The 22,976-nt window shown below is 56.0% G+C and carries 22 protein-coding genes; 5 read left to right on the forward strand and 17 right to left on the reverse strand.

What is annotated here, in order from left to right; all coding sequences use genetic code 11:
• Positions 1-94: 94 nt before the first annotated feature.
• The 7 genes from E6C51_RS18735 to E6C51_RS18765 form a co-directional block, all read right to left on the reverse strand.
• Positions 95-2,092: an acetyl-CoA carboxylase biotin carboxylase subunit gene (locus E6C51_RS18735; RefSeq protein WP_190237122.1), complete on the reverse strand. Its 1,998-nt coding sequence runs from the start codon at positions 2,090-2,092 to the stop codon at positions 95-97.
• A 4-nt stretch (positions 2,093-2,096) separates the two neighbouring features.
• Positions 2,097-2,474, reverse strand: a complete 378-nt coding sequence (locus E6C51_RS18740; RefSeq protein WP_146937923.1) for a hypothetical protein — start codon at positions 2,472-2,474, stop codon at positions 2,097-2,099.
• Between the two features lie 131 nt (positions 2,475-2,605).
• A complete protein-coding gene (gene yghU / locus E6C51_RS18745; protein ID WP_190237123.1) occupies positions 2,606-3,499 on the reverse strand; it encodes a glutathione-dependent disulfide-bond oxidoreductase in 894 nt (297 codons plus the stop codon).
• Positions 3,500-3,582: 83 nt separating this feature from the next.
• Positions 3,583-5,115 carry an acyl-CoA carboxylase subunit beta gene (locus E6C51_RS18750; RefSeq protein ID WP_190237124.1) on the reverse strand — a complete coding sequence of 511 codons (1,533 nt, stop codon included), beginning with the start codon at positions 5,113-5,115 and terminating at the stop codon, positions 3,583-3,585.
• 191 nt (positions 5,116-5,306) lie between these two features.
• A complete protein-coding gene (locus E6C51_RS18755) occupies positions 5,307-5,708 on the reverse strand; it encodes a DUF2177 family protein (protein WP_146937939.1) in 402 nt (133 codons plus the stop codon).
• Positions 5,709-5,723: 15 nt separating this feature from the next.
• Complete coding sequence (locus E6C51_RS18760; RefSeq protein ID WP_190237125.1) at positions 5,724-6,410, reverse strand: ChrR family anti-sigma-E factor; 687 nt, start codon at positions 6,408-6,410, stop codon at positions 5,724-5,726.
• Entirely contained in the window at positions 6,407-6,991 is a 585-nt protein-coding gene (locus tag E6C51_RS18765; protein ID WP_407920833.1) for a sigma-70 family RNA polymerase sigma factor, read from the reverse strand. Before E6C51_RS18765 ends, E6C51_RS18760 begins: the two co-directional genes overlap by 4 nt.
• Positions 6,992-7,255: 264 nt before the next feature.
• Between E6C51_RS18765 and E6C51_RS18770 the strand changes: the two genes are divergently transcribed.
• The 3 genes from E6C51_RS18770 to E6C51_RS18780 are packed head-to-tail and all read left to right on the forward strand — an operon-like array spanning position 7,256 to position 10,619.
• Positions 7,256-8,608: an NAD(P)/FAD-dependent oxidoreductase gene (locus E6C51_RS18770; RefSeq protein ID WP_190237126.1), complete on the forward strand. Its 1,353-nt coding sequence runs from the start codon at positions 7,256-7,258 to the stop codon at positions 8,606-8,608.
• Positions 8,605-9,408, forward strand: coding sequence for a DUF1365 domain-containing protein (locus tag E6C51_RS18775; protein WP_190237127.1), 804 nt, complete (start codon positions 8,605-8,607; stop codon positions 9,406-9,408). The genes E6C51_RS18770 and E6C51_RS18775 overlap by 4 nt, the downstream gene beginning before the upstream one ends.
• Positions 9,405-10,619: an SAM-dependent methyltransferase gene (locus E6C51_RS18780; RefSeq protein ID WP_190237128.1), complete on the forward strand. Its 1,215-nt coding sequence runs from the start codon at positions 9,405-9,407 to the stop codon at positions 10,617-10,619. The genes E6C51_RS18775 and E6C51_RS18780 overlap by 4 nt, the downstream gene beginning before the upstream one ends.
• A gap of 233 nt (positions 10,620-10,852) precedes the next feature.
• Here the strand turns inward: E6C51_RS18780 and E6C51_RS18785 are convergent, their stop codons facing one another.
• The 3 genes from E6C51_RS18785 to E6C51_RS18795 all read right to left on the reverse strand — a co-directional run bounded on the left by E6C51_RS18785 (position 10,853) and on the right by E6C51_RS18795 (position 12,929).
• Complete coding sequence (locus tag E6C51_RS18785) at positions 10,853-11,620, reverse strand: SDR family NAD(P)-dependent oxidoreductase (protein ID WP_190237129.1); 768 nt, start codon at positions 11,618-11,620, stop codon at positions 10,853-10,855.
• Positions 11,620-12,168, reverse strand: a complete 549-nt coding sequence (locus E6C51_RS18790) for a DUF3833 family protein (protein ID WP_146937905.1) — start codon at positions 12,166-12,168, stop codon at positions 11,620-11,622. The genes E6C51_RS18785 and E6C51_RS18790 overlap by 1 nt, the downstream gene beginning before the upstream one ends.
• A 65-nt stretch (positions 12,169-12,233) precedes the next feature.
• Complete coding sequence (locus E6C51_RS18795) at positions 12,234-12,929, reverse strand: SDR family NAD(P)-dependent oxidoreductase (protein WP_190237150.1); 696 nt, start codon at positions 12,927-12,929, stop codon at positions 12,234-12,236.
• 121 nt (positions 12,930-13,050) lie between these two features.
• Between E6C51_RS18795 and E6C51_RS18800 the strand changes: the two genes are divergently transcribed.
• Positions 13,051-13,470 (forward strand): hypothetical protein, encoded by a 420-nt coding sequence (locus E6C51_RS18800; protein ID WP_190237130.1) that lies wholly within the window; start codon positions 13,051-13,053, stop codon positions 13,468-13,470.
• 5 nt (positions 13,471-13,475) lie between these two features.
• Here E6C51_RS18800 and iolB read toward each other — a convergent pair whose 3' ends face one another.
• The 6 genes from iolB to E6C51_RS18830 form a co-directional block, all read right to left on the reverse strand.
• Positions 13,476-14,285: a 5-deoxy-glucuronate isomerase gene (iolB, locus tag E6C51_RS18805; RefSeq protein ID WP_190237131.1), complete on the reverse strand. Its 810-nt coding sequence runs from the start codon at positions 14,283-14,285 to the stop codon at positions 13,476-13,478.
• Entirely contained in the window at positions 14,282-14,488 is a 207-nt protein-coding gene (locus E6C51_RS18810; protein ID WP_146937902.1) for a hypothetical protein, read from the reverse strand. Before E6C51_RS18810 ends, iolB begins: the two co-directional genes overlap by 4 nt.
• A gap of 277 nt (positions 14,489-14,765) precedes the next feature.
• Positions 14,766-15,668 carry a myo-inosose-2 dehydratase gene (gene iolE, locus E6C51_RS18815; protein WP_190237132.1) on the reverse strand — a complete coding sequence of 301 codons (903 nt, stop codon included), beginning with the start codon at positions 15,666-15,668 and terminating at the stop codon, positions 14,766-14,768.
• A 1-nt stretch (position 15,669) separates the two neighbouring features.
• Positions 15,670-17,493, reverse strand: coding sequence for a 3D-(3,5/4)-trihydroxycyclohexane-1,2-dione acylhydrolase (decyclizing) (gene iolD / locus E6C51_RS18820; protein ID WP_190237133.1), 1,824 nt, complete (start codon positions 17,491-17,493; stop codon positions 15,670-15,672).
• Between the two features lie 28 nt (positions 17,494-17,521).
• A complete protein-coding gene (locus E6C51_RS18825) occupies positions 17,522-19,426 on the reverse strand; it encodes a bifunctional 5-dehydro-2-deoxygluconokinase/5-dehydro-2-deoxyphosphogluconate aldolase (RefSeq protein ID WP_190237134.1) in 1,905 nt (634 codons plus the stop codon).
• 131 nt (positions 19,427-19,557) lie between these two features.
• A complete protein-coding gene (locus E6C51_RS18830) occupies positions 19,558-20,382 on the reverse strand; it encodes a MurR/RpiR family transcriptional regulator (RefSeq protein ID WP_190237151.1) in 825 nt (274 codons plus the stop codon).
• A 235-nt stretch (positions 20,383-20,617) separates the two neighbouring features.
• On the opposite strand from E6C51_RS18830, the gene iolG reads away from it, so the two are divergent.
• Entirely contained in the window at positions 20,618-21,607 is a 990-nt protein-coding gene (gene iolG / locus E6C51_RS18835; RefSeq protein ID WP_190237135.1) for an inositol 2-dehydrogenase, read from the forward strand.
• Between the two features lie 80 nt (positions 21,608-21,687).
• Here iolG and E6C51_RS18840 read toward each other — a convergent pair whose 3' ends face one another.
• Positions 21,688-22,974, reverse strand: coding sequence for an O-antigen ligase family protein (locus tag E6C51_RS18840; RefSeq protein ID WP_190237136.1), 1,287 nt, complete (start codon positions 22,972-22,974; stop codon positions 21,688-21,690).
• Positions 22,975-22,976 lie beyond the last annotated feature (2 nt).

Consider the following 22,976-nt stretch of genomic DNA (forward strand, 5'->3'; position numbering starts at 1 on the left):
ATGGAAGCAACGCCGAGATCAACCCTATCTTTTCTCTCCTCGTGCGGGAGAGATGCCCGGCAGGGCAGAGAGGGAAAACCTCCACACTCCAACATCACTCAAATTCCATAATCAGCTCGTCCACGGCCAGACTTTGGCCCGCCGTTGCCACCAGCTTTTTCACCACGCCCTTGCGCTCGGCTTTGAGAATGTTTTCCATTTTCATCGCTTCCACGGTGGCGAGTGGCTGGCCTGCCTCCACCGTTTCGCCCTCGCTGACAGCAATGCCGGTGACCACACCCGGCATGGGGCACAGCAGCATTTTTGAGGTATCGGGCGGCAGTTTTTCCGGCATCAAAGCGGCCAATTGCGCCACGCGATTGCTTCGCACATGGGCAATCACATCCATGCCGCGCCAGCGCAGGCGAATGGACGGACCTTTCAGCTCGATCTTGATAGGAAGCACCTGTCCAGCGATCATGAATTTCGCCAATGTTTCGCCGGGGTTCCATGTGCCGCTGATCGGGAAAACATCGCCATCTTCAAACATCACCGCCGTGGATTCATCGGCAACCACCAGCGGGTAGCTCTTGCGGCCCAGCATTACCACCCAATCGCTGCCGATTTTGCGGGCATGATTGCCCATGGTGCCGGAAATCTGGCTGGCGCGGCGTTCGCGTTTTTGATGCACCAGAGCCGCGATTGCCGCGAGAACCTTGGCATCCGCCGCCGTTGGCTCGACACCCGAAAAACCGTCCGGGAATTCTTCGGCAATAAACGCCGTGGTGATCTTGCCCGAGCGAAAGCGCGGGTGCTGCATCACGCTTGAGAGAAACGGCAGGTTATGACCAATGCCCTCCACCTCAAAGCCATCCAGCGCTGCACTCATGGCATCAATGGCGGTGAGGCGATCAGGCCCCCAGGTGCAAAGCTTGGCCACCATGGGGTCGTAATACATCGAGATTTCGCCGCCCTCAAACACCCCGGTGTCATTGCGCACCAGCGTGCCGCTCGCTGCCACCCCTTCTGCGGGCGGGCGATAGCGCGTGAGGCGACCAATCGAGGGCAGAAAATTGCGGTAAGGGTCTTCGGCATAGAGACGGCTCTCAATCGCCCAGCCGTTCAGCACCACATCCTCTTGCGCAAACGCCAGTTTTTCGCCTGCCGCCACCCGGATCATCTGTTCCACCAAGTCCAACCCGGTGATCAGCTCGGTCACCGGATGCTCCACCTGCAAGCGGGTGTTCATTTCCAGAAAATAGAAATTGCGCTGACCATCAACAATGAATTCCACCGTGCCAGCCGAAAAATAACCCACGGCCTTGGCCAGCGCCACGGCCTGTTCACCCATGGCTTTGCGGGTGGCCTCATCCAGAAACGGCGATGGCGCTTCCTCGATCACTTTTTGATTGCGCCGCTGGATTGAGCATTCGCGCTCACCCAAATACAGCACCGTGCCGTGCTGATCGCCCAGCACCTGAATTTCGATATGACGCGGCTCGGTGACAAATTTTTCAATGAAAATACGATCATCACCAAAGGAATTCATCGCCTCGTTTTTCGACGATTGAAACCCTTCCCGTGCCTCGGCTTCATTCCACGCAATGCGCATGCCCTTGCCGCCGCCGCCAGCAGAGGCCTTGATCATCACCGGATAGCCAATTTCGCTGGCAATTTTCACAGCTTCATCGGCATCGGCAATCAGGCCCATATGGCCGGGAACGGTGGAAACACCCGCTTCTGCCGCCAGTTTCTTGGAGGTGATTTTGTCGCCCATGGCCTGAATGGCCCCAACCGGTGGACCAATGAAAATCACCCCTGCCTTGTCCAGCGCTTCAGCAAAAGCGGCATTTTCCGACAAAAAGCCGTAACCGGGATGCACGGCATCGGCCCCGGTCTTCTTGATCGCATCGAGAATTTTATCGATGACGATATAAGACTGATTGGAGGGCGACGGCCCAATATGCACCGCCTCATCGGCCATTTTCACATGCAACGCATTGGCATCGGCATCGGAATAAACCGCAACCGTGGCAATGCCGAGCTTTTTCGCGGTTTTGATCACCCGGCAGGCGATTTCTCCGCGATTGGCGATGAGGATTTTGGTGATCATGGCGTCAGACCTCGAAAATATCATCGAAGGATTGGGGAAAGCTCTTGCGGGCAACGGTTTCATTGATCTGTAACATCGCCTCGTAGGATGCAGGATCAAACGGGCGTTCGGCAGGCACCACTTCGCGGCCAAACAGGCGCGACAGGCGACCGGCATCGAGATTGCCGCGCTCAAATGGCTCGGTGCCAAAATGGTGCCAGAGCGCGTGCATGAAGGCAGCATCGGCGATACCTTCCTTGTTCTCGCTGGTGCGGTGGCGTGGGCGCTCAACAATGGGGGCCACGCCATTGGGGTTGGCACGGCGGATGGTGAATTGCCAGCCCGTTCCGGTCAGGCCGGAGGGGAAACCCCGGTGTTTGGTCATGTCGGGCAGTTTGGCCATTTTTGTCTCCAGAATTATGTCTTTTGGTTTTTAGCGGCCTCAAGCCATTCTCTCTTGTTTCAGGAGAGAACGGCTCCAAGGCAAAGAAAAGTTCTGTACCTGTTTTCCCTCAAATACAGAACCTTTTCTGTTTATTTCAGAAGCGCATCGAGATCCGAGGCATCGTGACGCTCTGGCAGGAAGGTGCCCGGATCACCAGACGCCTTATTGACGATGATGCCGCGCTTCACCGCTGGACGCTCGGCGATCTGTTTGGCCCAGCGCACCACATGCTCATATTCATGGGTGGACAGGAATGTGCCAGCCTCGGGATAGGATTGATCCAGCGCGAGGCGGCCATACCAGGGCCAGATCGCCATATCGGCAATGGTGTATTCAGCACCGGCGACGAATTCATGGTTGGCAAGCTGGCGATTCAGCACATCCATCTGGCGCTTGGCTTCCATGGCAAAGCGATCAATGGCGTATTGAATCTTGATCGGCGCATAAGCGTAAAAATGGCCAAAACCACCGCCGACAAAAGGCGCAGAGCCCATCTGCCAGAACAGCCAGTTGAGCGCTTCGGCGCGGGCACGGGCATCCTTGGGCAGGAAGGCACCAAACTTATCGGCGAGATAGGTGAGAATCGAGCCGGATTCGAACAGGCGCAGAGGTGCGCCGCCATCCGCGGGCTTATGGTCCATCAGGGCCGGAATTTTCGAATTTGGGTTCACATCAACAAAGCCGGAGCCGAATTGCTCGCCCTTGCCGATGGTGATCAGCCATGCATCATAATCGGCATCCTTGTGGCCTGCGGCCAGCAGCTCTTCCAGAAGAATGGTGACTTTCTGGCCATTGGGCGTGGCGAGAGAGTAAAGCTGGAGCGGATGCTTGCCAACCGGCAGTTCTTTTTCGCTGGTGGGACCGGCAATCGGCCGGTTGATCGAGGCAAAAGCGCCGCCATTGCCCTGCTCCCACGTCCATACCTTGGGTGGCTCATAGCCAGCGGGCAAATTGTTTTCCGGTGGGAATTTTGAATCCGTCATGATCATCTCCTGAGCAAGCTGCGCGACCATTGGGAGTGTCGTTGCGCAATTGCGTTAAAGTGGGCCTGTTTAAAGTGGCCCGATTAAAGTGGGATGGTGTCGTGCTTTTTCCAATGCGTCGTCACCTGCTTGTTACGCAGAGACGCAAAGGCGCGGGCAATGCGCCTGCGCGATGAATGCGGCATGATCACTTCATCGATAAAGCCGCGCTCGGCTGCCACAAACGGATTGGCAAACCGCTCTTCATACTCCTTGGTGCGGGCGGCAATCTTCTCGGCATCGCCCAGCTCGGAGCGGTAGAGAATTTCGGTCGCGCCCTTGGCTCCCATCACGGCAATTTCGGCAGTGGGCCAAGCATAGTTCACGTCAGCACCAATGTGTTTCGAGGCCATCACATCATAGGCCCCGCCATAGGCCTTTCGGGTAATCAGCGTTACCATCGGCACGGTGGCTTCAGAGTAAGCAAACAACAGCTTGGCCCCGTGCTTGATCACGCCTCCATATTCCTGCGCCACACCCGGCAAAAAGCCCGGCACGTCCACAAGCGTCAGAATCGGAATGGAAAAGGCATCGCAAAAGCGCACAAAGCGGGCGGCTTTGCGCGAACTGTCAATATCCAGACACCCGGCCAGCACCATCGGCTGATTAGCCACCACGCCCACCGTCTGGCCCTCCAGCCGGATAAAACCGGTGATGATGTTCTTGGCAAAGGCCTCTTGCAATTCGAAAAAATCGCCCTCATCAGCCAGCGCCAGAATCAGTTCCTTCATGTCATAGGGCTTGTTGGAACTGTCGGGAATCAGCGTATCCAGCCGCATGTCGAGACGGGCCGGATCATCAAAAAACGGCCGCACCGGTGGCTTGTCACGGTTGTTCAGCGGCAGAAAATCAAACAGCAGGCGCACGTTTTCCAGCGCCTCGACATCATTGTCATAGGCACCATCGGCGACGGATGATTTTTTGGTGTGCGTGCCAGCGCCACCCAATTCTTCGGCGGTGACGATTTCGTTGGTGACAGTTTTCACCACATCCGGGCCGGTGACGAACATGTAGGATGAATCGCGCACCATGAAGATAAAATCGGTCATGGCAGGCGAGTAAACCGCGCCGCCCGCGCAAGGCCCCATGATCACGGAAATCTGCGGGATCACGCCTGACACTTCAGCATTGCGGCGAAACACTTCGGCATAGCCGGCGAGTGAGGCCACGCCTTCCTGAATGCGCGCTCCACCGGAATCATTGATGCCAATCACCGGCGCGCCGACGCGGGCGGCCATATCCATGATTTTGCAGATTTTCTGGGCATGGGTTTCTGAGAGCGAACCGCCGAGAACGGTGAAATCCTGAGAAAACACATAGACCTGACGGCCATTGATGGTGCCCCAGCCTGTCACCACGCCATCACCGGCTACCTTCTGGCCTTCCATGCCAAAATCGGTGCAGCGGTGAGTGACATACATGTCATATTCTTCAAACGAGCCTTCATCCAGCAGCACATCAATGCGCTCACGGGCTATCAGCTTGCCTTTGGCGTGCTGGGCTTCGATTCGCTTGGTTCCACCGCCCAGACGCGCCTGTGCGCGCCGGTTTTCCAGCTGATCCAATATTGTGAGCATGAGGCCTCCCAGTCGTTACGGATGCGAGACTTGCGCCAAATGGTGGATTATGCAAGGAAAAATAACAAAGAGGCCTGTTAGACGTTAGAGGCACACCCGCCCCGTTTCACCTTCAACGCCTTTGGCAAAAGCGCCGTAACAGCCCAATTTTATGCAGATTTTTCACGTGAAACATGCGGGAGTTGCACATTTCACGCCAAAAAACGGGTGACGGCCAGATAGCCCGCCGCCGCTGAAATGGCGGTCAAACACATGCCCCAAATCATATCAACGGCACTGAGCGACACGGTCCACGCTTTCAGCGTTGCCAGATTGGTCATGTCATAGGTGCCGTAGGCAAACAGGCCCAGAAGCGCGCCACTGAGCAAGACCGTCCACACACTGCCATTTTGCAAGGATGGCGAGACCGCAAAATAAACAATGCCCGCGATATAAAACAGGTAAAACACCCCCGCTGCGGTGAAATTGGGCTGGGGCCGCATGATTTCGCCCATCTGCGACTTGTAAAAGCCAATCGCGACCCGGCTGAGCCAGAGGTAATCCAGACCAAAAAACACGACGGCGGTTGCGACATAGGCAATGATATAACGCAGCATGGGCGATTTCCTTTAAATGCCTAGAAACGGTTGAACCATACGCAAGAGCCTGCTTTTGAAACGCAGCGGCGCGTCTGTTACCGCCAGACAGATGCAATCTTCGCCCACATCGGCAATCGGTTGATGCTGCATCGTTTCATCGGCCTCTTCCAGATCGCCACGGGCAAAGCGGGCATAGCCATCATGAAAGCTGCCCTTCAGCACCAAAGTCAGCTCGCGACCACCATGGCTGTGCTCCGGCACCGGCTTTCCAGCCGGAATGCGCAACAGCCGCACGCTGGTTTCGCCATCATTGGTCTTGATGGGAATGTGATATGCACCTCGCCCCAGCGATTTCCACCGCAATTGAGCGGCATCGCGCCCCAGATAAGAGCGCAGTGGCTCTGGCAAAACGGGAACATCCGCAGAAGGTGCTTTCGTCGCAACAGGCAGCGCCACGGGCTTTTTGGCAACCAGAAGATCGCTGGACGCAGCAAGGCGTTCACGCATCGACTGCCAGGATTGATCGAGATTGTCGGGCTGCTCCACCTCATCCATATCCATCAAGGCACCGGCTGCGGCCTCAAGACAGGCAAGACGTTTACGGCTTTCCGGGTTGAGTGCCAGATGGGTGGCAACTGCAAGGCTCCAACCTTCTGCCAGACTGCCGGAGGCGTAATCCAACAGGAGCGCGTCACTCACATGATGCTGCACAGTCATGAGCGACCCTCCCCGCTGCGATCACCGAGCACCGTATCGTCGAGAGCTGCCCGCAATTTGGCAAAGGCCAGTCGGATGCGGGACTTGATCGTTCCGAGCGGCAGATTGAATTCCTTGGCCAAAACACTGTGCGGTATGTCGTGGAAAAATGAGCGCTGCAACAACTCCATCTGCTCCTTGGGCAATTCGCGCATGGCTTTATGAAGACGATCGGCGTCTTCACGGCTTTCCAGTTCCAGATCAGCGGGCGCAACATCATCGGGAACAAAAGCGGGATCGGTCGGGTCAAACTCCGGCCGCTTCTCCTTACGATAGGCCGAGACACGCAGGTTCCGGGCAATTGTAAAAATCCACGCGGAGACATTGCCCCGAGCGGGATCAAATAAAGCAGCCTTGTTCCAGACCACCATCATGGTTTCCTGCATCAGTTCCTCTGCCGCCTGGGCGTCACGCGATTGTCTGGCCATATAGGCTTTCACGCGCGGGCCGTAATGGCGGAACAATGTTTCGAATGCCTCAACGTCCCGATCGCGACCCACGGCCGCCAGCAAGCGAGGCATATCTTCCGTTTCAATGTCCATAACCATCCCATTCGCGCCCAAAGGCACAGATTTGCGCTGAACAACATTGCGCGGCAAATGGCGCAGACGCTGCGTTCGACTATTGTGGCATTCTGGGGCCGGTTGGGAAATGGTTATTGTCATGCGCTCCACTACGCAGCGCCGGTCAGCGTGGATCACAGATCGAAAAAATAGTGTCTTCCGCATCTCTGCACCAATCCAACGGGGTAATCTATGCGTAATAGCTCTCACAACACCAACAGAAGAGGCGGGGACAGGATGGATATGAGCGTGCAGACCCCTTTTAATGGCAATAAACGCCGTGTCGCCGTTGTGGGTGCAGGAATCTCCGGCCTTTCTGCCGCATGGCTCCTGTCGTCAGAATGCATCGTGTCGGTGTATGAAGCAGAGCCCAGGCTGGGCGGACATGCCAATACGGTCACCGTTGACGGCCCGAAAGGCAGCATTGCGGTTGATACCGGCTTTATCGTTTATAATGATCGCAATTATCCCAATCTGGTCGCACTTTTTGAGCATCTGAAGGTGCCAAACCAGCCATCCAACATGTCGTTTGCCGCATCGTTGAATGCGGGCAGCTTTGAATATTCCGGATCTGGCCTGTCTGGCCTGCTCGGCCAGCGCCGCAATGCACTTCGCCCCCGCTTCTGGCGCATGGTTGCGGATATCATGCGGTTTTATCGCGAAGCACCGGCGCTTCTGGACCGTCAGGATCTGGCCACCACCACGCTCGGCGATTATCTCGACCTTGAGGCCTACAGCGCCGCCTTTATTGAAGACCATTTATTGCCCATGGGGGCCGCTATCTGGTCGACAACGGCTGCCGATATGCGGGCCTATCCGCTGCATGCCTTTATCCGCTTCTTTGTCAATCATGGACTGGTGTCTTTGAACGATCGCCCGCAATGGCGCACCGTGACGGGCGGCAGCCGCGAATATGTCAGCCGGTTGCGGGCGGCAACCAATGCAGATTTTCGCAGCAATGATCCGGTTGTTGCCATCAAGCGCGACGAATTCGGCGTCAAAATCATCACGGCAAGCGGCCATCAGGACCGGTTTGATGATGTCGTTGTGGCCACCCATGCCGATCAGGCGTTGAAGCTGCTGGACAATCCGAGCAGTCAGGAACGCAGCATTCTCGGCGCTTTTGATTATACCAACAATGTCGCCGTGCTGCATTCCGATGTCAGTCTCATGCCCAGGCGTCAGCGCGTGTGGGCAAGCTGGAATTATCTTGGCGAAGCGCGCGAGGCGGGCGAAAGCGCGCTGTGTGTGACCTATTGGATGAACAAGCTGCAAGGTCTCGACAACAACCTGCCGCTGTTTGTGACGCTCAACCCGTCACGGGATGTCAATCCCGCCAAGGTTCATCAGGTGTTCGACTATAAACATCCGCTGTTTGACACCAAGGCAATGGCGGCCCAGCAGCAGCTTTGCCAGTTGCAGGGACAGCGCAACACCTGGTTCTGTGGAGCCTATTTCGGCAGCGGTTTTCACGAGGATGGCCTGCAAGCGGGCTTGGCCTGTGCCGAACATCTTTCAGGCCTTCGCCGCCCATGGACAGTCAAAGACGAATCGGGACGGATTTTTCTGAAAACTCCGCTGACGGCGGCAATATGAGCTGGAAATCTGCGCTTTTCGAAGGAGACGTGGTGCATCACCGCCACCGCCCGAAAAAACATAGTTTACGATATAAGGTGTTCACGCTGCTGATCGATCTCGATGAACTGTCGGCGCTGGATCAGAAATTGCGACTGTTTGGCCACAACCGCCGGGCACTCTTCAGCGTCTACGACAAAGACCATGGTCTTGGCGAAACGGCAGAGCTGAAAAACTGGGTGGCGCAGCATCTGGCTGATGCGGGTATCACAGTCGCTGACCTGCGCGTCACCATGCTGTGCTATCCGCGTATTTTTGGCTATGTTTTCAATCCCTTGACGGTCTATTTCTGCCACAGCGGCGAAGGTGATCTCCAAGCCATTCTCTATGAGGTGGAAAACACCTTTCATGAGCGGCACACCTATATCATCCCCGCCTCGCCCAATTCGGACGGCACCCTTCGCCATTCTTGCGCGAAAGAAATGTATGTCTCGCCGTTTGTACCCATGGAGTGCCAGTATCATTTCAAGATCACGCCGCCCACCGACAAGGTTTTGGTGGCGATCAACGAAACCGACCACGAAGGTGATTTGCTCTATGCCAGTTTCAGCGGCAAGCGCCAGACCCTAAGCGACAAAGCCCTTTTGAAAATGCTTGTTGCCTATCCCTTGATGACCTTGAAGGTCATGGGGGCCATCCATTGGGAAGCCCTCAAGCTTTGGGCAAAAGGCGTGCCGGTGCATCGGCACCGCAAGGCTGAGAAGCCCATTGCCAGCTCTATCATCCATTCCGACGCCATCAGCGCAAAGGCCCCATCATGAGTCATGCCGAACAGCAAACCATTGCACCTTCTTTTCGCTCGGCACCGCTTTGGCAGCGCATCCTGTGCGGCTGGGCAGACCGCCTGAGCCACGGCCATCTCACGCTGCTGTTTCCCGGCGGACGTGAGCACCATGTTCAAGGCCCAAATCTTGGCCCATCAGCGGTGCTGCGTTTTAACAATGCGCGGCCAGTGCGTCGGGTGATCAGCGGCGGCAGCCTCGGTTTTTCGCAATCCTATATGGATGGTGATTGGGATAGCCCCGATATTGCAAGTTTTCTGGAATTGGTGATTGCCAATGAAAGAAACTGGCAAAAGCTGATGGCCCCCTCCACCCTTCTCGGCAAACTGGCCCTGATCCGCCACAAGCTGCGGCGCAATTCCAAGGCAGGAAGCCGACGCAACATCGCCTTTCACTATGATCTCGGCAATGACTTCTATCGTCATTGGCTCGACGGCACCATGACCTATTCTTCTGCGCTGTTTGAGCAACCGCATCAATCGCTGGAAGCAGCGCAAGCGGCCAAATATCAACGCATCGTGCGGGAACTCAACTTAACCGCCGACGACCATGTGCTGGAAATTGGTTGCGGCTGGGGCGGCTTTGCCGAACACGCCATTCGCGCCACCGGCTGCAAGGTCACCGGCCTGACGCTCTCCAAGGAACAGGCGGGTTTTGCCCGCGCCCGGTTAAGCAAAGCAGGTTTGTCCGACAAGGCCGATATTCGTCTGGAAGATTACCGCGACGTGCAAGGCACGTTTACCAAAATCGTCTCGATCGAAATGTTCGAAGCGGTTGGTGAAGAAAACTGGCGCATCTATTTTGATCGTGTCCGCAGCCTGCTTGCGCCCAAGGGCAAAGCAATTGTGCAGGTGATCACCATCGATGAAGGCAGGTTCGAGCACTATAAAAGCCATGCCGATTTCATCCAGACCTATATCTTCCCCGGCGGCATGCTGCCCTCAGTGGAGCGGTTTGAGGCATCGGCCAGACAATCCGGCCTGAAGGTGCTAGACACCTTCCGCTTTGGGGCGGATTACGAGCGCACCCTGCTGCAATGGGACAAGAGCTTCACCGCCCATTGGTCACGCATTGCGCCGCTTGGCTTTGACGAACGCTTCTTTCGCATGTGGCGCTATTACCTGCATTACTGCGCCGCAGGTTTCCGCACCAAACGTCTGGATGTGGTGCAATTTGAACTGAGCGTGTAAAAAGGACGCGTAAGCCTCCTTCAGCTTATTGACAAACCTCTCGCTCGACGTTTCGTCACCCTCGGGCCTGTCCCGAGGGTCTGCCGTGGCTGGATAAGAAATTGACTTTGCTTATGAAATTAGCGTGGTTAGATGCTCGGCCCTGTGCCGAGCATGACGTCGAGGATAAATTTAGGGTTTGTCAGCAGTCTGAAGGAGGCGAAAGCCTCCTTTTTACACTCAATTTTCGCCGCTCAGGATTTGCGCAGCATTTTCTCGGTGAGCTTGAAATACAGAGGATAGGGCAAAAGCCGCAGACTCTTTAAAAGCAGCACCATTTTCCACGAAAAGGCAATTTCGAATTTTCCCGCTTCCATGCCCTTGGCGATATGCTCGGCCGCCTCTTCCGCGGTAACAATAAACGGCATGGGAAAGTCATTTTTATCAGTCAGCGGCGTTTTGACAAAGCCCGGATTGATGATGCTGAGCGTCACACCCTTTTTGGCAAGACCGGGATGGAGCGCCTCGGCAAGTGTAATCAGGGCGGATTTGGTGGCACCATAAACACCGCCACCGGGAAGACCGGTGTAGCCCGACACCGACCCCAAAAGCCCGATGCGGCCTTTGCCGCGTGCAACCATGCGCGGCATGATGGTCTCTAAACAATAGGCCGTACCCATCAGGTTCAGCTCAATCATCGTGCGGAATTGATCGGCGTTGAAATTGCTGATCGATTCCCGAACATAGGTACCTGCCGAAAATACCGCCATGTCGATCGGGCCAAGGGCAACTTCAATCTCCGACATCACCCGATGCACGGCATCACGATCAGTCACATCCAGAGGAAAAGCCTGGATGACACCACCGCTCTCCAAGGCGAGCGCTTGCAATTCATCAGCATTGCGGGCGCTGACGGCCACCCGATAGCCATCACGGGCGAGTTTTAGCGCCAGCGCGCGGCCAATGCCGGAACTGGCCCCCGTGATCCAGGCCACACGCAGGTTTGACGACGACATGACCATTACTGAAACGCCTTTTCGTGGTTATGGGCGGAGTGGTGCAGAGCTGGCTTTTTGAATTTTACGGTGGTTTTCGCCACCGGAAAACCGAACTTTGTCACCAGTGCTGTGTTCAACACCGTTCCATCCTTGTTCAAAACCATCTTGTCATAAAAGCGGACCTTGTTCGCCTGTTTTTGCGGATCAAGATAGACAAGATAGTTGAAATGCGCGGTATCGCCATCAATGCGCACCTTGGTATCGCCAATCACATCTTCGCGGGTGCCGATGTAGGAGGTCGGGCCGGTTTTGACGAAGCGCCAGGTTTTGCGGTCTTTGGTGCCATCATCAAAGCGAAAATCCTCGCGTAGCGTCAGCACATGACCATCCCACTTGCCCGTGAGATCAACCGTGAATGAGCGACTGACACCGTTAATGGCTGCAAAATGCCCTTCCGCCACGGTTTTTCCGAGGAAATAAGTCTCAAACGCAAAATCCGCCGCCTTAGCTGTGCTGACGGTCGATAGAAGACCCATGGTCAGGCTGGCAAAGGCTGATTTCAACACATGCATGGCGCTCTCCGCTCTTAATGTTCACTATACGCCAATACGCAACCAACGCCTCGCTGGATTGGTGGCTACCATTCAATGGTTGATCCATCATAGGCAAAGAAACCGCCAGATTGCGCTGTCGAGAGATGATCAAGCACCTCGAGAAGCCTCGTTGCACTGTCATGCGGCGTGAACCGCTCATGGTTGGGCGCAAAATTGGCCGACAGCGATGTGGCAACGCTGCCGGGATGCAAGGCGGCCACCACCGCATGTGGCCGCGTGCGGGTAATCTCGACAGCGGCGGTGCGAACAATCTGGTTCAAGGCCGCCTTTGAGGCGCGGTAGGATATCCAGCCACCCAGCCGGTTATCGCCAATCGAACCAACACGCGCCGATAAAAACGCCATCATGGCGCGTCGGTCTTTAACCACCAGCGGCAGAAAATATTTCAGCACCAGAGCCGGGCCGATGGCATTGAGCGCAAATTGCGCCGCCATGCCGTCGGCAGTTACGGCTTTGATCGCTTTTTCTGGACCAATGCCGTTAATCGTTAAAGCGCCCGTTGCGCAGATCACCACATCGAAAGGGGCCTGCTGCGAGAGACGCTCAGCGGCAGCCGCCACGCTGTCTTCATTGGTGACATCAAAGCCGTCCACACTGCGCGAGAGGGTAACAACAGCCGCACACGCAGGGTCTGAGCGCAAAACCTCAACAAAGGCGGAGCCAATGCCACCAGATCCTCCAACCACCAAAGCACGATAAGGATGTTCCAACGACGTCATGCCGGTCATGTCTACCCCCTTTTATCGGAAAAATTCCGGCGATTGTAATCTGAACCTTTGTGTCGGTCGTAACGTTACTACGACTGAAAATAAGGTCATGGATCACAAGAGGGCCGAGGTAATGACATCTCATTTGGAAATTTCTGGTCGCGTACTCATTTCTGCACTGCTTATGGCAGTGATCAGCGCCGGAGCGGCACTTGCCGCAGGCGAAAGCCGCTATACGTCGAGAGAAATTCGTCAAGACATTGTGGGAAAGCGCATTTATCTCGCAACCCCGATGGGCGGGGAGTTTCCGCTCAACTATCGCAAAAACGGCGTTGTGGATGGAGATGGCGAGGCACTGGGCCTTGGACGCTTTGTCAAACCCAATGACACCGGCAAATGGTGGATCAAGGATGATCAGCTCTGCCAGCGCTTTACCACCTGGTACAAGGGCGCGCCGATGTGCTTTGAGCTGTATAAAACCGGCGATAAAAGCCTGAACTGGATCCGCAACAACGGCCAGAAAGGGACTGCCCGGATCGGGCAATCCCTTTAAAACTCTTAGGGATTATCCCGCTTAAAAATCCAGTCGTGGTCGGGATGGTTCTGGAAGCGCCACTTGCGCATCGGTCCGGCCATGACATTGAGATAATACATCTCATAGCCATAGGGCGCACCGCATGGATGGTGACCCTTTGGCACCAGCACCACATCCCCATCCGAGACGGCCATGGTTTCATCGAGGCTGCCATCTTCGGTAAAGACGCGCTGGAAGCCAAAGCCTTGAGCCGGATTGAGGCGGTGATAATAGGTCTCTTCCAGATAGGTCATATTCGGGAAGTTATCCTCATCATGCCGGTGTGGCGGATAGGAGGACCAGTTGCCTTGCGGGGTAAACACTTCTGTCACCAGCAGGCTCTCGGCCACATCGCGCTCTTCCATGGCGATGGGGAAGATGTAGCGGGTGTTGGCACCCTTGCCACGCTCGGTGAGCGCAATACCGGCAGGGCCAATCACTTGCGCCTCGCGACCCGGTTTGGCTGGGGCGGTGCAGACGGCCAAGGTTACATCGGTGGTGGCCGTCGCGCTCCACGCGCTGCCCGCCGGAATGTAGACGCAATGGGGCGGGGTCCGTTCAAACACGTTCATGCGCTCGCCAAGCTCACCGAAGCTTTTGCCAGCACTGGAAATCTCGGCCTTGCCCTCGACCAGCACCAGAATCACTTCCGTGTCACCGGTCTGCTCCTCAGCCTTTTCGCCTGCCTTCAGCTTGTAAAGGCCAAAGCCGACATAGCCCCAATTGGCGCTTTGCGGCGTAATATCATGGACTTTTCCCGCGGCGGCGACGGGTTTGCGCAAAAGATTGGTCATTCTTTATCTCCCTTTTCCGGTGTTTTGTAAAACACCCAGAACAGTTGCAGACCGGCGTAAAAACCAAGCGCCAGAGAAATTATTGCCCAGGTTTGTGAGCCGGAATAAAGCTCAAGCCCCGCCCAGACCAGCGGCACCAGCACGACCAGAATGCGCACCCAGAGCGGCTTGAAAAACGGGTCGTGGGGATTGAGAAACTTCATGGACCTACCTTGTGTTCGGGTCTCGCTCTTTACCATTCAGGCTGTGGAGGGAGTGACATAGCATAGGTTTGCGCCAGTTCACCCCCCTCTGGTCTGCCGACCATCTCCCCCACAAGGGGGGAGATCAGATGGAGTTACCCATCCACTTCAACGGCTAACTCCTTAGGTATGCCACTAAAAACAAAAGAGAACGAGAGGTAAACCCCAGGTCGATCTCCCCCCTTGTGGGGGAGATGTCCGGCAGGACAGAGGGGGGTAACCCACTTGCTCAGATCGATTAAGCCGTCTTATCCAACCCCGCCGCCTTGGCCATGGCCTTCAACGAAGCAAGGCCGAGGCTTTGGTAATCATAAGGATTGCGCACATCTGGATCCTGCTCGGCTTCAATCACCAGCCAGCCCTCGTAGCTGTGCTCGGCGGCCACTTTCAAAACCGGCAAAAAGTTCACGCCGCCTTCGCTATCGCCCGGCACCGTAAAGGCACCACGGCGCACGCCTTCAAGGAAGGAGAGCTTTTCATCACGCACCTGTTTGGTGATCACCGGGCGAATATTTTTGGCATGGATATGCCCCACGCGGCCCATGTGCTTTTTGGCAACCTGCTCAGGATCGCCGCCGCCAAACAGGCAATGGCCGGTATCCAGCAGCAGCTTGGCATGTGGGCCAGTGTTGGCCATCAGCTTGTCAATTTCTTCTTCACTCTCGACAATTGTGCCCATGTGGTGGTGATAGACAAGCGCAATGCCCTGAGAAGCCGCATATTCGGCCAGCGCTTCCACGCCTGCACCGAAGCTTGCCCACTCCGAATCCGCCAGTTTCGGGCGATCATTCACCGGCTTGCCATCATCACCATGAATAGCATTCGATGTTTCGCAGACGATAATGACTTTGCAGCCCATGGCCTTGAGCAGGTCGAGGGCGGGCTGCATCGCGGCCTTTTCGTCTTCAATGCTGTTGGTCAGCAGGTTCAGCGAGTGCCAGCCAGAGACATAGCGCAACCCGCGCGGCTCCAGAACAGCCTTCAGGGCCGCAGGCTCCTGCGGGAATTTGTGGCCCTTTTCAATGCCGTCGAAACCGATTTTGGATGTTTCATCCAGGCATTGGTCGAGGCTGATATGGGCACCCAGCGTGCGGTCATCATCGTTGGACCAGGCAATCGGGTTGGTTCCGTAGAGAATCATCTTAGTTTCTTTCCTTGAGCGCTGCCTCATAGCGGGCGCGAGCCTGTTGCACTTCATGTCTGTTGGATACTTCCGGCACCGCCACATCCCACCAGTAACCGCCAGCCTCCGGCGTGGGGTATGGGTCGGTGTCGATGACAATCACCGTGGGTCTGGTGGCTGAGCGGGCACTCTCTAGCGCTGCTTCCAGCTCAGAAATGGTCGTCACCTTGCTGGAATCGGCCCCCATGGCAGCCGCGTGGGCCGCAAAATCAATCTGTGGCGCGTGGATATGCGAGGTGTGGGCGTAGAGATTGTTAAACTCGGCCCCGCCCGTGCCCATTTGCAGACGGTTGATGCAGCCGTAACCCCGGTTATCGGTGATCACCACGGTGATTTTCACACCCAAAGCGCAGGCAGTCACCAGCTCGGAATTCATCATCATGTAAGAGCCGTCGCCGACCATGACGATCACGTCGCGCTCCGGCTCGGCCATCTTGATGCCCATGCCGCCAGCAATCTCATAGCCCATACAGGAAAAGCCATATTCCATGTGGTAGGACAGCGGCAGTTTGGATTTCCAAAGCTGATGCAACTCTCCGGGCATGGTGCCTGCGGCGCACATCACCACGGTGTTGTCACGCGAAGCGCGCTGCACAGCCCCAATCACCTGCATGTCGGTGGGCAGACTGTTACCATCCTTCGGCGCGGCGGTGACGGCATCGGCCTTTGCAAACCAGTCGGCTTTTAAGCCCGCATCCGGTGCCGCAAAACGGTGGTCGTCTAAGGCTTTCGAGATCAGTTCCAGACCAATTTTTGCATCCGCCACAAGCGGTAAGGCGTCATGCTTGGCGCTATCGTAGGCTTGAACATTGAGTGCCAGAATCTTGCGGTTTGGATTCTTGAACAGCGCCCACGATCCGGTGGTAAAATCCTGAAAGCGGGTGCCAACACCGATCACGAGATCAGCTTTCTCGCAAACCGTGTTGGCACTGGCCGCCCCCGTAACACCAACGGGTCCGAAATTCAGCGCATCATCCCAGGGCAGAGCCGATTTTCCGGCCTGTGTTTCCACCACCGGAATCTGGTGCTTGTGCGCAAAATCCTTCAACGTTTGCGTGGCACCGGAAAAATGCACGCCGCCGCCTGCGACAATCACCGGGCTTTTGGCAGCTTTAATCGCGGCAATCGCCGCTTCCAGCTCAAATGCATCCGGCTGTGGGCGGCGGATATGCCAGATTTTCGGTGCAAAGAAGCTTTCGGGATAATCATAGGCCTCCGCCTGTGTATCCTGACAAAAGGCCAGTGTCACCGGGCCACAATCTGCGGGATCGGTCATGGTGCGAAAGGCGCGCGGCAGCGCGGTCAGCAGATGTTCTGGCCTCGAAATGCGGTCATAATAGCGGCTGACAGGCCGGAAGCAATCATTGGCAGAGACCGTGCCATCGTTGAAATCTTCCACCTGCTGCAACACCGGGTCGGGTCCGCGATTGGCAAACACATCGCCCGGCAACAGCAGAACCGGCAGGCGATTGACATGGGCAAGCGCTGCTGCCGTCACCATATTCAAAGCGCCGGGACCAATCGAGGAGGTCACCGCCATAGCGCGGCGGCGGCCGAGCTGCTTGGCATAGGCAATGGCTGCGTGGGCCATGGATTGCTCATTTTGCCCGCGCCATGTGGTGACGCTGTCTTGCGCGCCTTGCAAGGCTTCGCCGAGACCTGCGACATTGCCATGGCCGAAAATCGCCCAGACACCGGCAATGAACGGCACGCCTTCCGGCGTCATCTGATTGGCAAGGTAGCGCACTAAGGCCTGAGCGGCAGTCAAACGCACCGTCTTCATTATCTCTCTCCCTGAAACTTTTTAGTCATCAGACGCTTGCGCGCGCTTTATCCCAGACCTGACACAGCGATGTGTATTTGCTCACCATGTCAGCAATCGCATCGTCATCCGACAGGTTACCACCCAACCATTTGCGGGCCGCATCACCAAAAATGGTGCGCCCAACGGCAAAACCCTTGACCAGATCAAAGCTGGCTGCCGTTTTGAAGCTTTCTTCCAGCTCGGCTGCGGGCGCATCCAGACCCAGCACGACAATGCCCCGCGTATAGGGATCATTGCGGGAAATCGCGTCACACGCATTGGCCCAGGCGGCTTTCGTCTTCATCGGCTCAAGCTTCCACCAATCGGGATAGACACCAATGTCGTAAAAGCGCTGAATGATGGTGGCGGCGGTATCATCATCGGTTGGACCGACCTTAGAGGGAATAATCTCTAACAGCATTTCCAGTCGGTTACGGCGGGCCGCCGTGAAAAGACGTTTTACCGTATTTTCTTGGTGTTCCTTCATCGCTGCATCATCATCAGGATGATAGAAGCACAGAACCTTGACGACATTTTCCACCGGCCATTCGGTAAGACCACCAAAATCCTCACCCAGTTCCGGCTCCAGTGTCAGCGGGCGAGAACCGGGCCATTCGACAGGACGGCCAATCCAAAGGCCAGACCCGGAGGCCTGATATAGCGCATCACGACCCAGACGACTATCGCACAAAATGCCATAACCGGGTTGACCATTGGACACCTGCTGCGCCGCCTTGAGGCAAAGCTGCTTGAAAGCGCCGATCCGCTCATGGGAAACGCCAGCCTCATCGCACATAGCTTCCAACTGCATACGGTGGTCGAAGGCAAACACCCGCATCTGCGGCCATTCCCCATCGCGGTTGGTGGACCAATGCACCTGTTCCAGCGCTGCATCCTTGCGCAGCGCCTTGTTGCGAATGCCGGTTTTGAAGAAATAATCCAGCTCTTCAAGGCTGGGATAGGCAGGGGTGCAGCCATGGCGCGATACGGCAAAGGCACCGCAGGCATTGGCAAATTTCAAGGCCGTGGGCCAATCCTCGCCCGTCAACCAGCCTTTCAAAAGGCCAGACATAAAACCATCGCCCGCGCCCAGCACATTGAAGACTTCAATCGGAAAGCCTTGGCCGGTCTGGCCATCATCGAGGCTGTCTGGAATATCACCCTCAAACACCACAGCCCCCATGGGACCGCGCTTGCACACCAATGTGGCCTTGGACACCTTGCGCACTGCGCGCAGCGCCTCAATGGTGTTGGTCGAGCCACCAGCAATGTGGAATTCTTCTTCCGTGCCGACAATCAGGTCAAACCAATGCAGGGTCGATTGCAGCTTGGTGGTGACGGCCTGGGATTCGATAAATCGGCTTTCGCCATCGCCGTGACCAGCCAAGCCCCAGAGATTGGGGCGATAATCAATATCCAGCGCGGTTTTTGCACCATTGTCGCGCGCCAAACGCAGCGCTTTCAGCACCGCTGCTTCCGTGTTGGGATGCGACAGATGCGTTCCTGTGACGCAAACACAGCCAGCCTCGGCCACAAACGCCGGATCAATATCATCCTCGCACAGCGCCATATCGGCGCAGTTTTCACGGTAGAAAATCAGCGGAAACTGGTGCTCATCGCGAATACCGAGCAAAACCAGCGCCGTCAGCCGTTTGGGATCGGTCTTGACGCCGCGCACATCCACACCTTCGCGCACCAGCTGTTCGCGGATAAAGCGGCCCATATGCTCATCGCCGACGCGGGTGATGAGAGCCGATTTCAGGCCAAGACGCGCCGTGCCAGCCGCGATGTTGGTGGGGGAGCCGCCGATATATTTGTTGAAAGAGGCCATATCTTCGAGGCGGCCACCCACTTGCGCGCCGTAAAGATCGACCGAGGAACGGCCGATGGTAATCAGATCAAGTTTCGGCACAACACCCTCCTTAGATGGCGGGAAGCACAGATCCGCACTTCGCGCCACAACAGCCTTTCTCCCGGCAGGCCGTTCTAAATTTGCATTAAAATGGACTATATATTCTATTTTTCAGACTTCAACACAAATGTTCAGTCATCTTGTCGCATAGTTCCCACCGCCACCGACAGCGCAATGGCCAGACAGAGCGTGGCAGAGAGCGAGCGGAACGCGCCAAAATCCACCTCGGACACGGTGAGCGTCAGGGCTCCAAATTTTTGTAAGGGACTGAAATTCTTATCGGTTATCGCCACCACCTCAATGCCACGGGCTGCCACCTGCTCGACAAGATCAAGGGTTTCGGCCGAATAGGGCGAAAAGGTAATGGCCAGCATCACATCACCCTCGCGGATGGCGTGGTGGCTTTCCAGCTTGCCAACCGCGCTATGCAACATGGCGGGAACTGCCATTTTTTCAAAGGCATAGGCAATATAGCTGGCAACGGGAAAGGAGCGTCGCATGCCAACAATATGAATCATTCTTGCCGTGCTCAGTGTCTGCACCGCCTGTTCCAGCGCTTGCGAATCCACCGTTTGCAGCAGGCCTTCCAGCGACACGCGCCCAGCCTCAGCAAATTCCGCCAAAAGCGCCGAGGGACTGCCCGATGCGGTTTCGCGCAAATGATGCAGGCGGGTGGAATAATCCGGCCAGCCGCCGACAAATGAGTCGCGAAACAGCCGTTGCATTTCAGAAAATCCAGAAAATCCAAGGATTTGGCAAAAGCGCATAAAGGCCGAAGGTTGCACGCCCGCCCCTTCTGCCATTTCGGCAACGGTGGAGACGGCAATGCGGTCCTTGTTGTTGGCCACATAATCGGCGCATTGCTTCAGCCGCTTGGGCAGAGTATCCGCAACCTGCACCAAACGCTCATCAAAAGCCTTGATACTATCGGGGGCGGCGGCGATTTCCTGCGACATTGTGTCTGACATGGCGGGTAAAGGGCCTTAACTGTTGGTGTGAAGGTGAAACCTGTCTCAACCGGGCAAAAGCCTGCCTTGACATCACCACGATCCCATTCTAGCAAAATGGAACGTATATTCCAAACGCGGGTGGCGCAAGGGCCGAGAGACTCCCCTTCGCTGTTCGGTTTGCGTGGTTTTAACGTGTCATGTGCTTTTCGCCCCGCTGGGGCAAAGCCGGGAGGAAAACATCATGGTGAAAAAACTGGCCCTTCTGGGCGCAGGCCGTATTGGCAAAGTGCATGCGAAAGCAATTGGTGAAGACAAGCGCGCCCAATTGGTCGCCGTTGCCGACGCATTCCCCGAAGCTGCCAAGGCGATTGCCGATGCTTATGGCGCAGAGGTCAAAACAATCGAAGAGATTGAGGCCGATGCCTCGATTGATGCCGTGCTGATCTGCACCCCCACCAACACCCATTCCGATTTGATCGAGCGCTTTACCAATGCTGGCAAGGCGGTTTTCTGCGAAAAGCCGATCGATCTGGACGTGAGCCGCGCGCAGGCTTGCGCAGATGTGGTGCGTAAAAACGGCGGCAAGGTCATGCTTGGCTTCAACCGCCGTTTTGATCCGCATTTCCAGGCGGTTCGCAAGGCGATTGATGATGGCAAAATCGGCAAGGTCGAGATGGTCACCATCACCAGCCGCGACCCGGGCGCACCGCCGCCAGAATATATCAAGGTGTCGGGCGGCATTTTCCGCGACATGACCATTCATGATTTTGACATTGCCCGCTTCCTGCTGGGCGAAGAAATCACCTCGGTCATGGCCTCGGCCTCGGTTCTGGTTGACCCAAAGATTGGCGAACTGGGCGATTATGACAGCGCCAGCCTGGTGCTGACAACGGCGTCCGGTCGCCAAGCCATCATCTCCAACTCCCGCCGCGCCACCTATGGCTACGACCAGCGCATTGAAGTGCATGGTTCGGAAGGCTCGGTGGCCGCAGAAAACCAGCGTCCGGTCTCCATCGAAATCGCCACCAAGGACGGCTACACCCGCCCACCGCTGCATGATTTCTTCATGACCCGCTATACAGCGGCCTATGCCGCTGAAATCTCGGCTTTCCTCGATTGCATCGAGAGCGGCAAGGCACCTTCACCGTCGATTGAAGATGGTTTGATTGCGCTGAAACTGGCCGATGCAGCCCTCAAGGCCGCCAAGGAAAAGACGGTCGTTACGCTGTAACGAAAAGCCCCACTCAACAAAACCGATAAAAAGGCCGGGCACAAAATGCCCGGCCTTTTTATAGGGTGCAAGAGGTGGGCTTAATACCCCTTACCCATGCTTTGGATCGAGCCGCTGCCATAATAGCGCACCACGCGCGGTGCTGCCGCCGTGATTGTGCTTCTGCGCTGGCCCAGCTTTCCGAGAATAAAGAACAGCAGGAACGAGCCAATCTGATAGGCAAACAACACGTCAATTTCGACAAAGGAACGCTCCACCAAGAGCATTGCCAGCCCAAACAAGACGCCCGCTTCCGGATCTCTCACATTGACGAGCAAACGCTTCAAGCTGCCAAGCAAGGCGGTAAACAGCATGGCAGCCATCAGAAACAGGCCAATGACGCCGGTTTCAACCGCTGTTTCAATATAGGTGTTGTGAAAATGGAAGCCGGCACGGGTTGGAATGTAAAATTCATCCCAAAGCCGTTCGGCCTCTGAAAAACCCTGAACCCAATAGGCCTGATAGCCAACCCCAATGATGGGGTGTTGAAGGGCTGCGGCAAAACCCTGCTGCCAAAGATAGGTGCGTCCGGTCAGGGTTGAATCCTTGCCAAAGGCCCCCAGAACCAGATCGATCCCGCCGCTGTAGACAAAAGCGGCAATGGACAGGCTGCCCAGCACCGTGCCAGCAATAAACAGAACAATCCGATGGCGGGGCGACAACAGCTCAACAGCGCGCAAAACCATTGATGCGGCGATCACCACAATCACTGTCAGAACCGAAGTGGCGGATTCAGATTGCTTCAAACAATAGGCCGATAGAACAGCAGTCACCAACGCCACCATCAGCCACAGCCGACGCATTTTGAGGATCACAATGGCGGCGAAGACGAAATAAACGCCCAGCGATGCATAAAGCCCCAACTGGTTTTTGGAGGAAAAGGCACCCACAAAGCTGACCGTGCCATCCAGCGGATCAAAAAGGTAGTAGCCAAACATCAGCGAGTAGATCATCACCAGAATAGTGCCCAGCAACGCCCCTTTGACAAAGGAATCATTGCTTACCACCCGCATGGCAATCAGACTGCACACAACATGGGTAAAGAACTGAACGGATGCCCGCGCCGTGACAGACGGCGCTGCCGACCAGAACACCGACAGCATTGCAAACAGGCTAAACGCCATAATCGGCAGAAAAACACGCGGACTGCCAATGATGCGCCGATAATCCACCGCAATCAGGGGCAACCAAAGCCCATAAAACAGCAGAATGGAGACCTGCCCAAACCGAGGCGAATAGGCAAACACGAAAAACGACAAGGTGATTGCCGTTATCGCGTAAATCTGATTGCGCGCCGGATCTATCAATTGCGCCTTGGCAATTCGCATCA

The organism is Gillisella terrae (assembly GCF_004801395.1).
In the GTDB taxonomy this organism is placed as follows: domain Bacteria; phylum Pseudomonadota; class Alphaproteobacteria; order Rhizobiales; family Rhizobiaceae; genus Allorhizobium; species Allorhizobium terrae.

What these genes read in the sequence shown, in the direction of transcription:
- E6C51_RS18740 (WP_146937923.1), bottom strand. Translation starts at nt 2,474, where the DNA reads ATGGCCAAACTGCCCGACATGACCAAACACCGGGGTTTCCCCTCCGGC.
- E6C51_RS18760 (WP_190237125.1), bottom strand. Translation starts at nt 6,410, where the DNA reads ATGACTGTGCAGCATCATGTGAGTGACGCGCTCCTGTTGGATTACGCC.
- iolB (WP_190237131.1), bottom strand. Translation starts at nt 14,285, where the DNA reads ATGACCAATCTTTTGCGCAAACCCGTCGCCGCCGCGGGAAAAGTCCAT.
- E6C51_RS18810 (WP_146937902.1), bottom strand. Translation starts at nt 14,488, where the DNA reads ATGAAGTTTCTCAATCCCCACGACCCGTTTTTCAAGCCGCTCTGGGTG.
- E6C51_RS18840 (WP_190237136.1), bottom strand. Translation starts at nt 22,974, where the DNA reads ATGCGAATTGCCAAGGCGCAATTGATAGATCCGGCGCGCAATCAGATT.
- E6C51_RS18780 (WP_190237128.1), top strand. Translation starts at nt 9,405, where the DNA reads ATGAGTCATGCCGAACAGCAAACCATTGCACCTTCTTTTCGCTCGGCA.
- yghU (WP_190237123.1), bottom strand. Translation starts at nt 3,499, where the DNA reads ATGACGGATTCAAAATTCCCACCGGAAAACAATTTGCCCGCTGGCTAT.
- E6C51_RS18790 (WP_146937905.1), bottom strand. Translation starts at nt 12,168, where the DNA reads ATGCATGTGTTGAAATCAGCCTTTGCCAGCCTGACCATGGGTCTTCTA.
- E6C51_RS18765 (WP_407920833.1), bottom strand. Translation starts at nt 6,991, where the DNA reads ATGGACATTGAAACGGAAGATATGCCTCGCTTGCTGGCGGCCGTGGGT.
- E6C51_RS18735 (WP_190237122.1), bottom strand. Translation starts at nt 2,092, where the DNA reads ATGATCACCAAAATCCTCATCGCCAATCGCGGAGAAATCGCCTGCCGG.
- E6C51_RS18770 (WP_190237126.1), top strand. Translation starts at nt 7,256, where the DNA reads ATGAGCGTGCAGACCCCTTTTAATGGCAATAAACGCCGTGTCGCCGTT.
- E6C51_RS18750 (WP_190237124.1), bottom strand. Translation starts at nt 5,115, where the DNA reads ATGCTCACAATATTGGATCAGCTGGAAAACCGGCGCGCACAGGCGCGT.
- iolG (WP_190237135.1), top strand. Translation starts at nt 20,618, where the DNA reads ATGGTGAAAAAACTGGCCCTTCTGGGCGCAGGCCGTATTGGCAAAGTG.
- iolD (WP_190237133.1), bottom strand. Translation starts at nt 17,493, where the DNA reads ATGAAGACGGTGCGTTTGACTGCCGCTCAGGCCTTAGTGCGCTACCTT.
- E6C51_RS18795 (WP_190237150.1), bottom strand. Translation starts at nt 12,929, where the DNA reads ATGACGTCGTTGGAACATCCTTATCGTGCTTTGGTGGTTGGAGGATCT.
- E6C51_RS18785 (WP_190237129.1), bottom strand. Translation starts at nt 11,620, where the DNA reads ATGGTCATGTCGTCGTCAAACCTGCGTGTGGCCTGGATCACGGGGGCC.
- iolE (WP_190237132.1), bottom strand. Translation starts at nt 15,668, where the DNA reads ATGATTCTCTACGGAACCAACCCGATTGCCTGGTCCAACGATGATGAC.
- E6C51_RS18800 (WP_190237130.1), top strand. Translation starts at nt 13,051, where the DNA reads ATGACATCTCATTTGGAAATTTCTGGTCGCGTACTCATTTCTGCACTG.
- E6C51_RS18830 (WP_190237151.1), bottom strand. Translation starts at nt 20,382, where the DNA reads ATGTCGCAGGAAATCGCCGCCGCCCCCGATAGTATCAAGGCTTTTGAT.
- E6C51_RS18775 (WP_190237127.1), top strand. Translation starts at nt 8,605, where the DNA reads ATGAGCTGGAAATCTGCGCTTTTCGAAGGAGACGTGGTGCATCACCGC.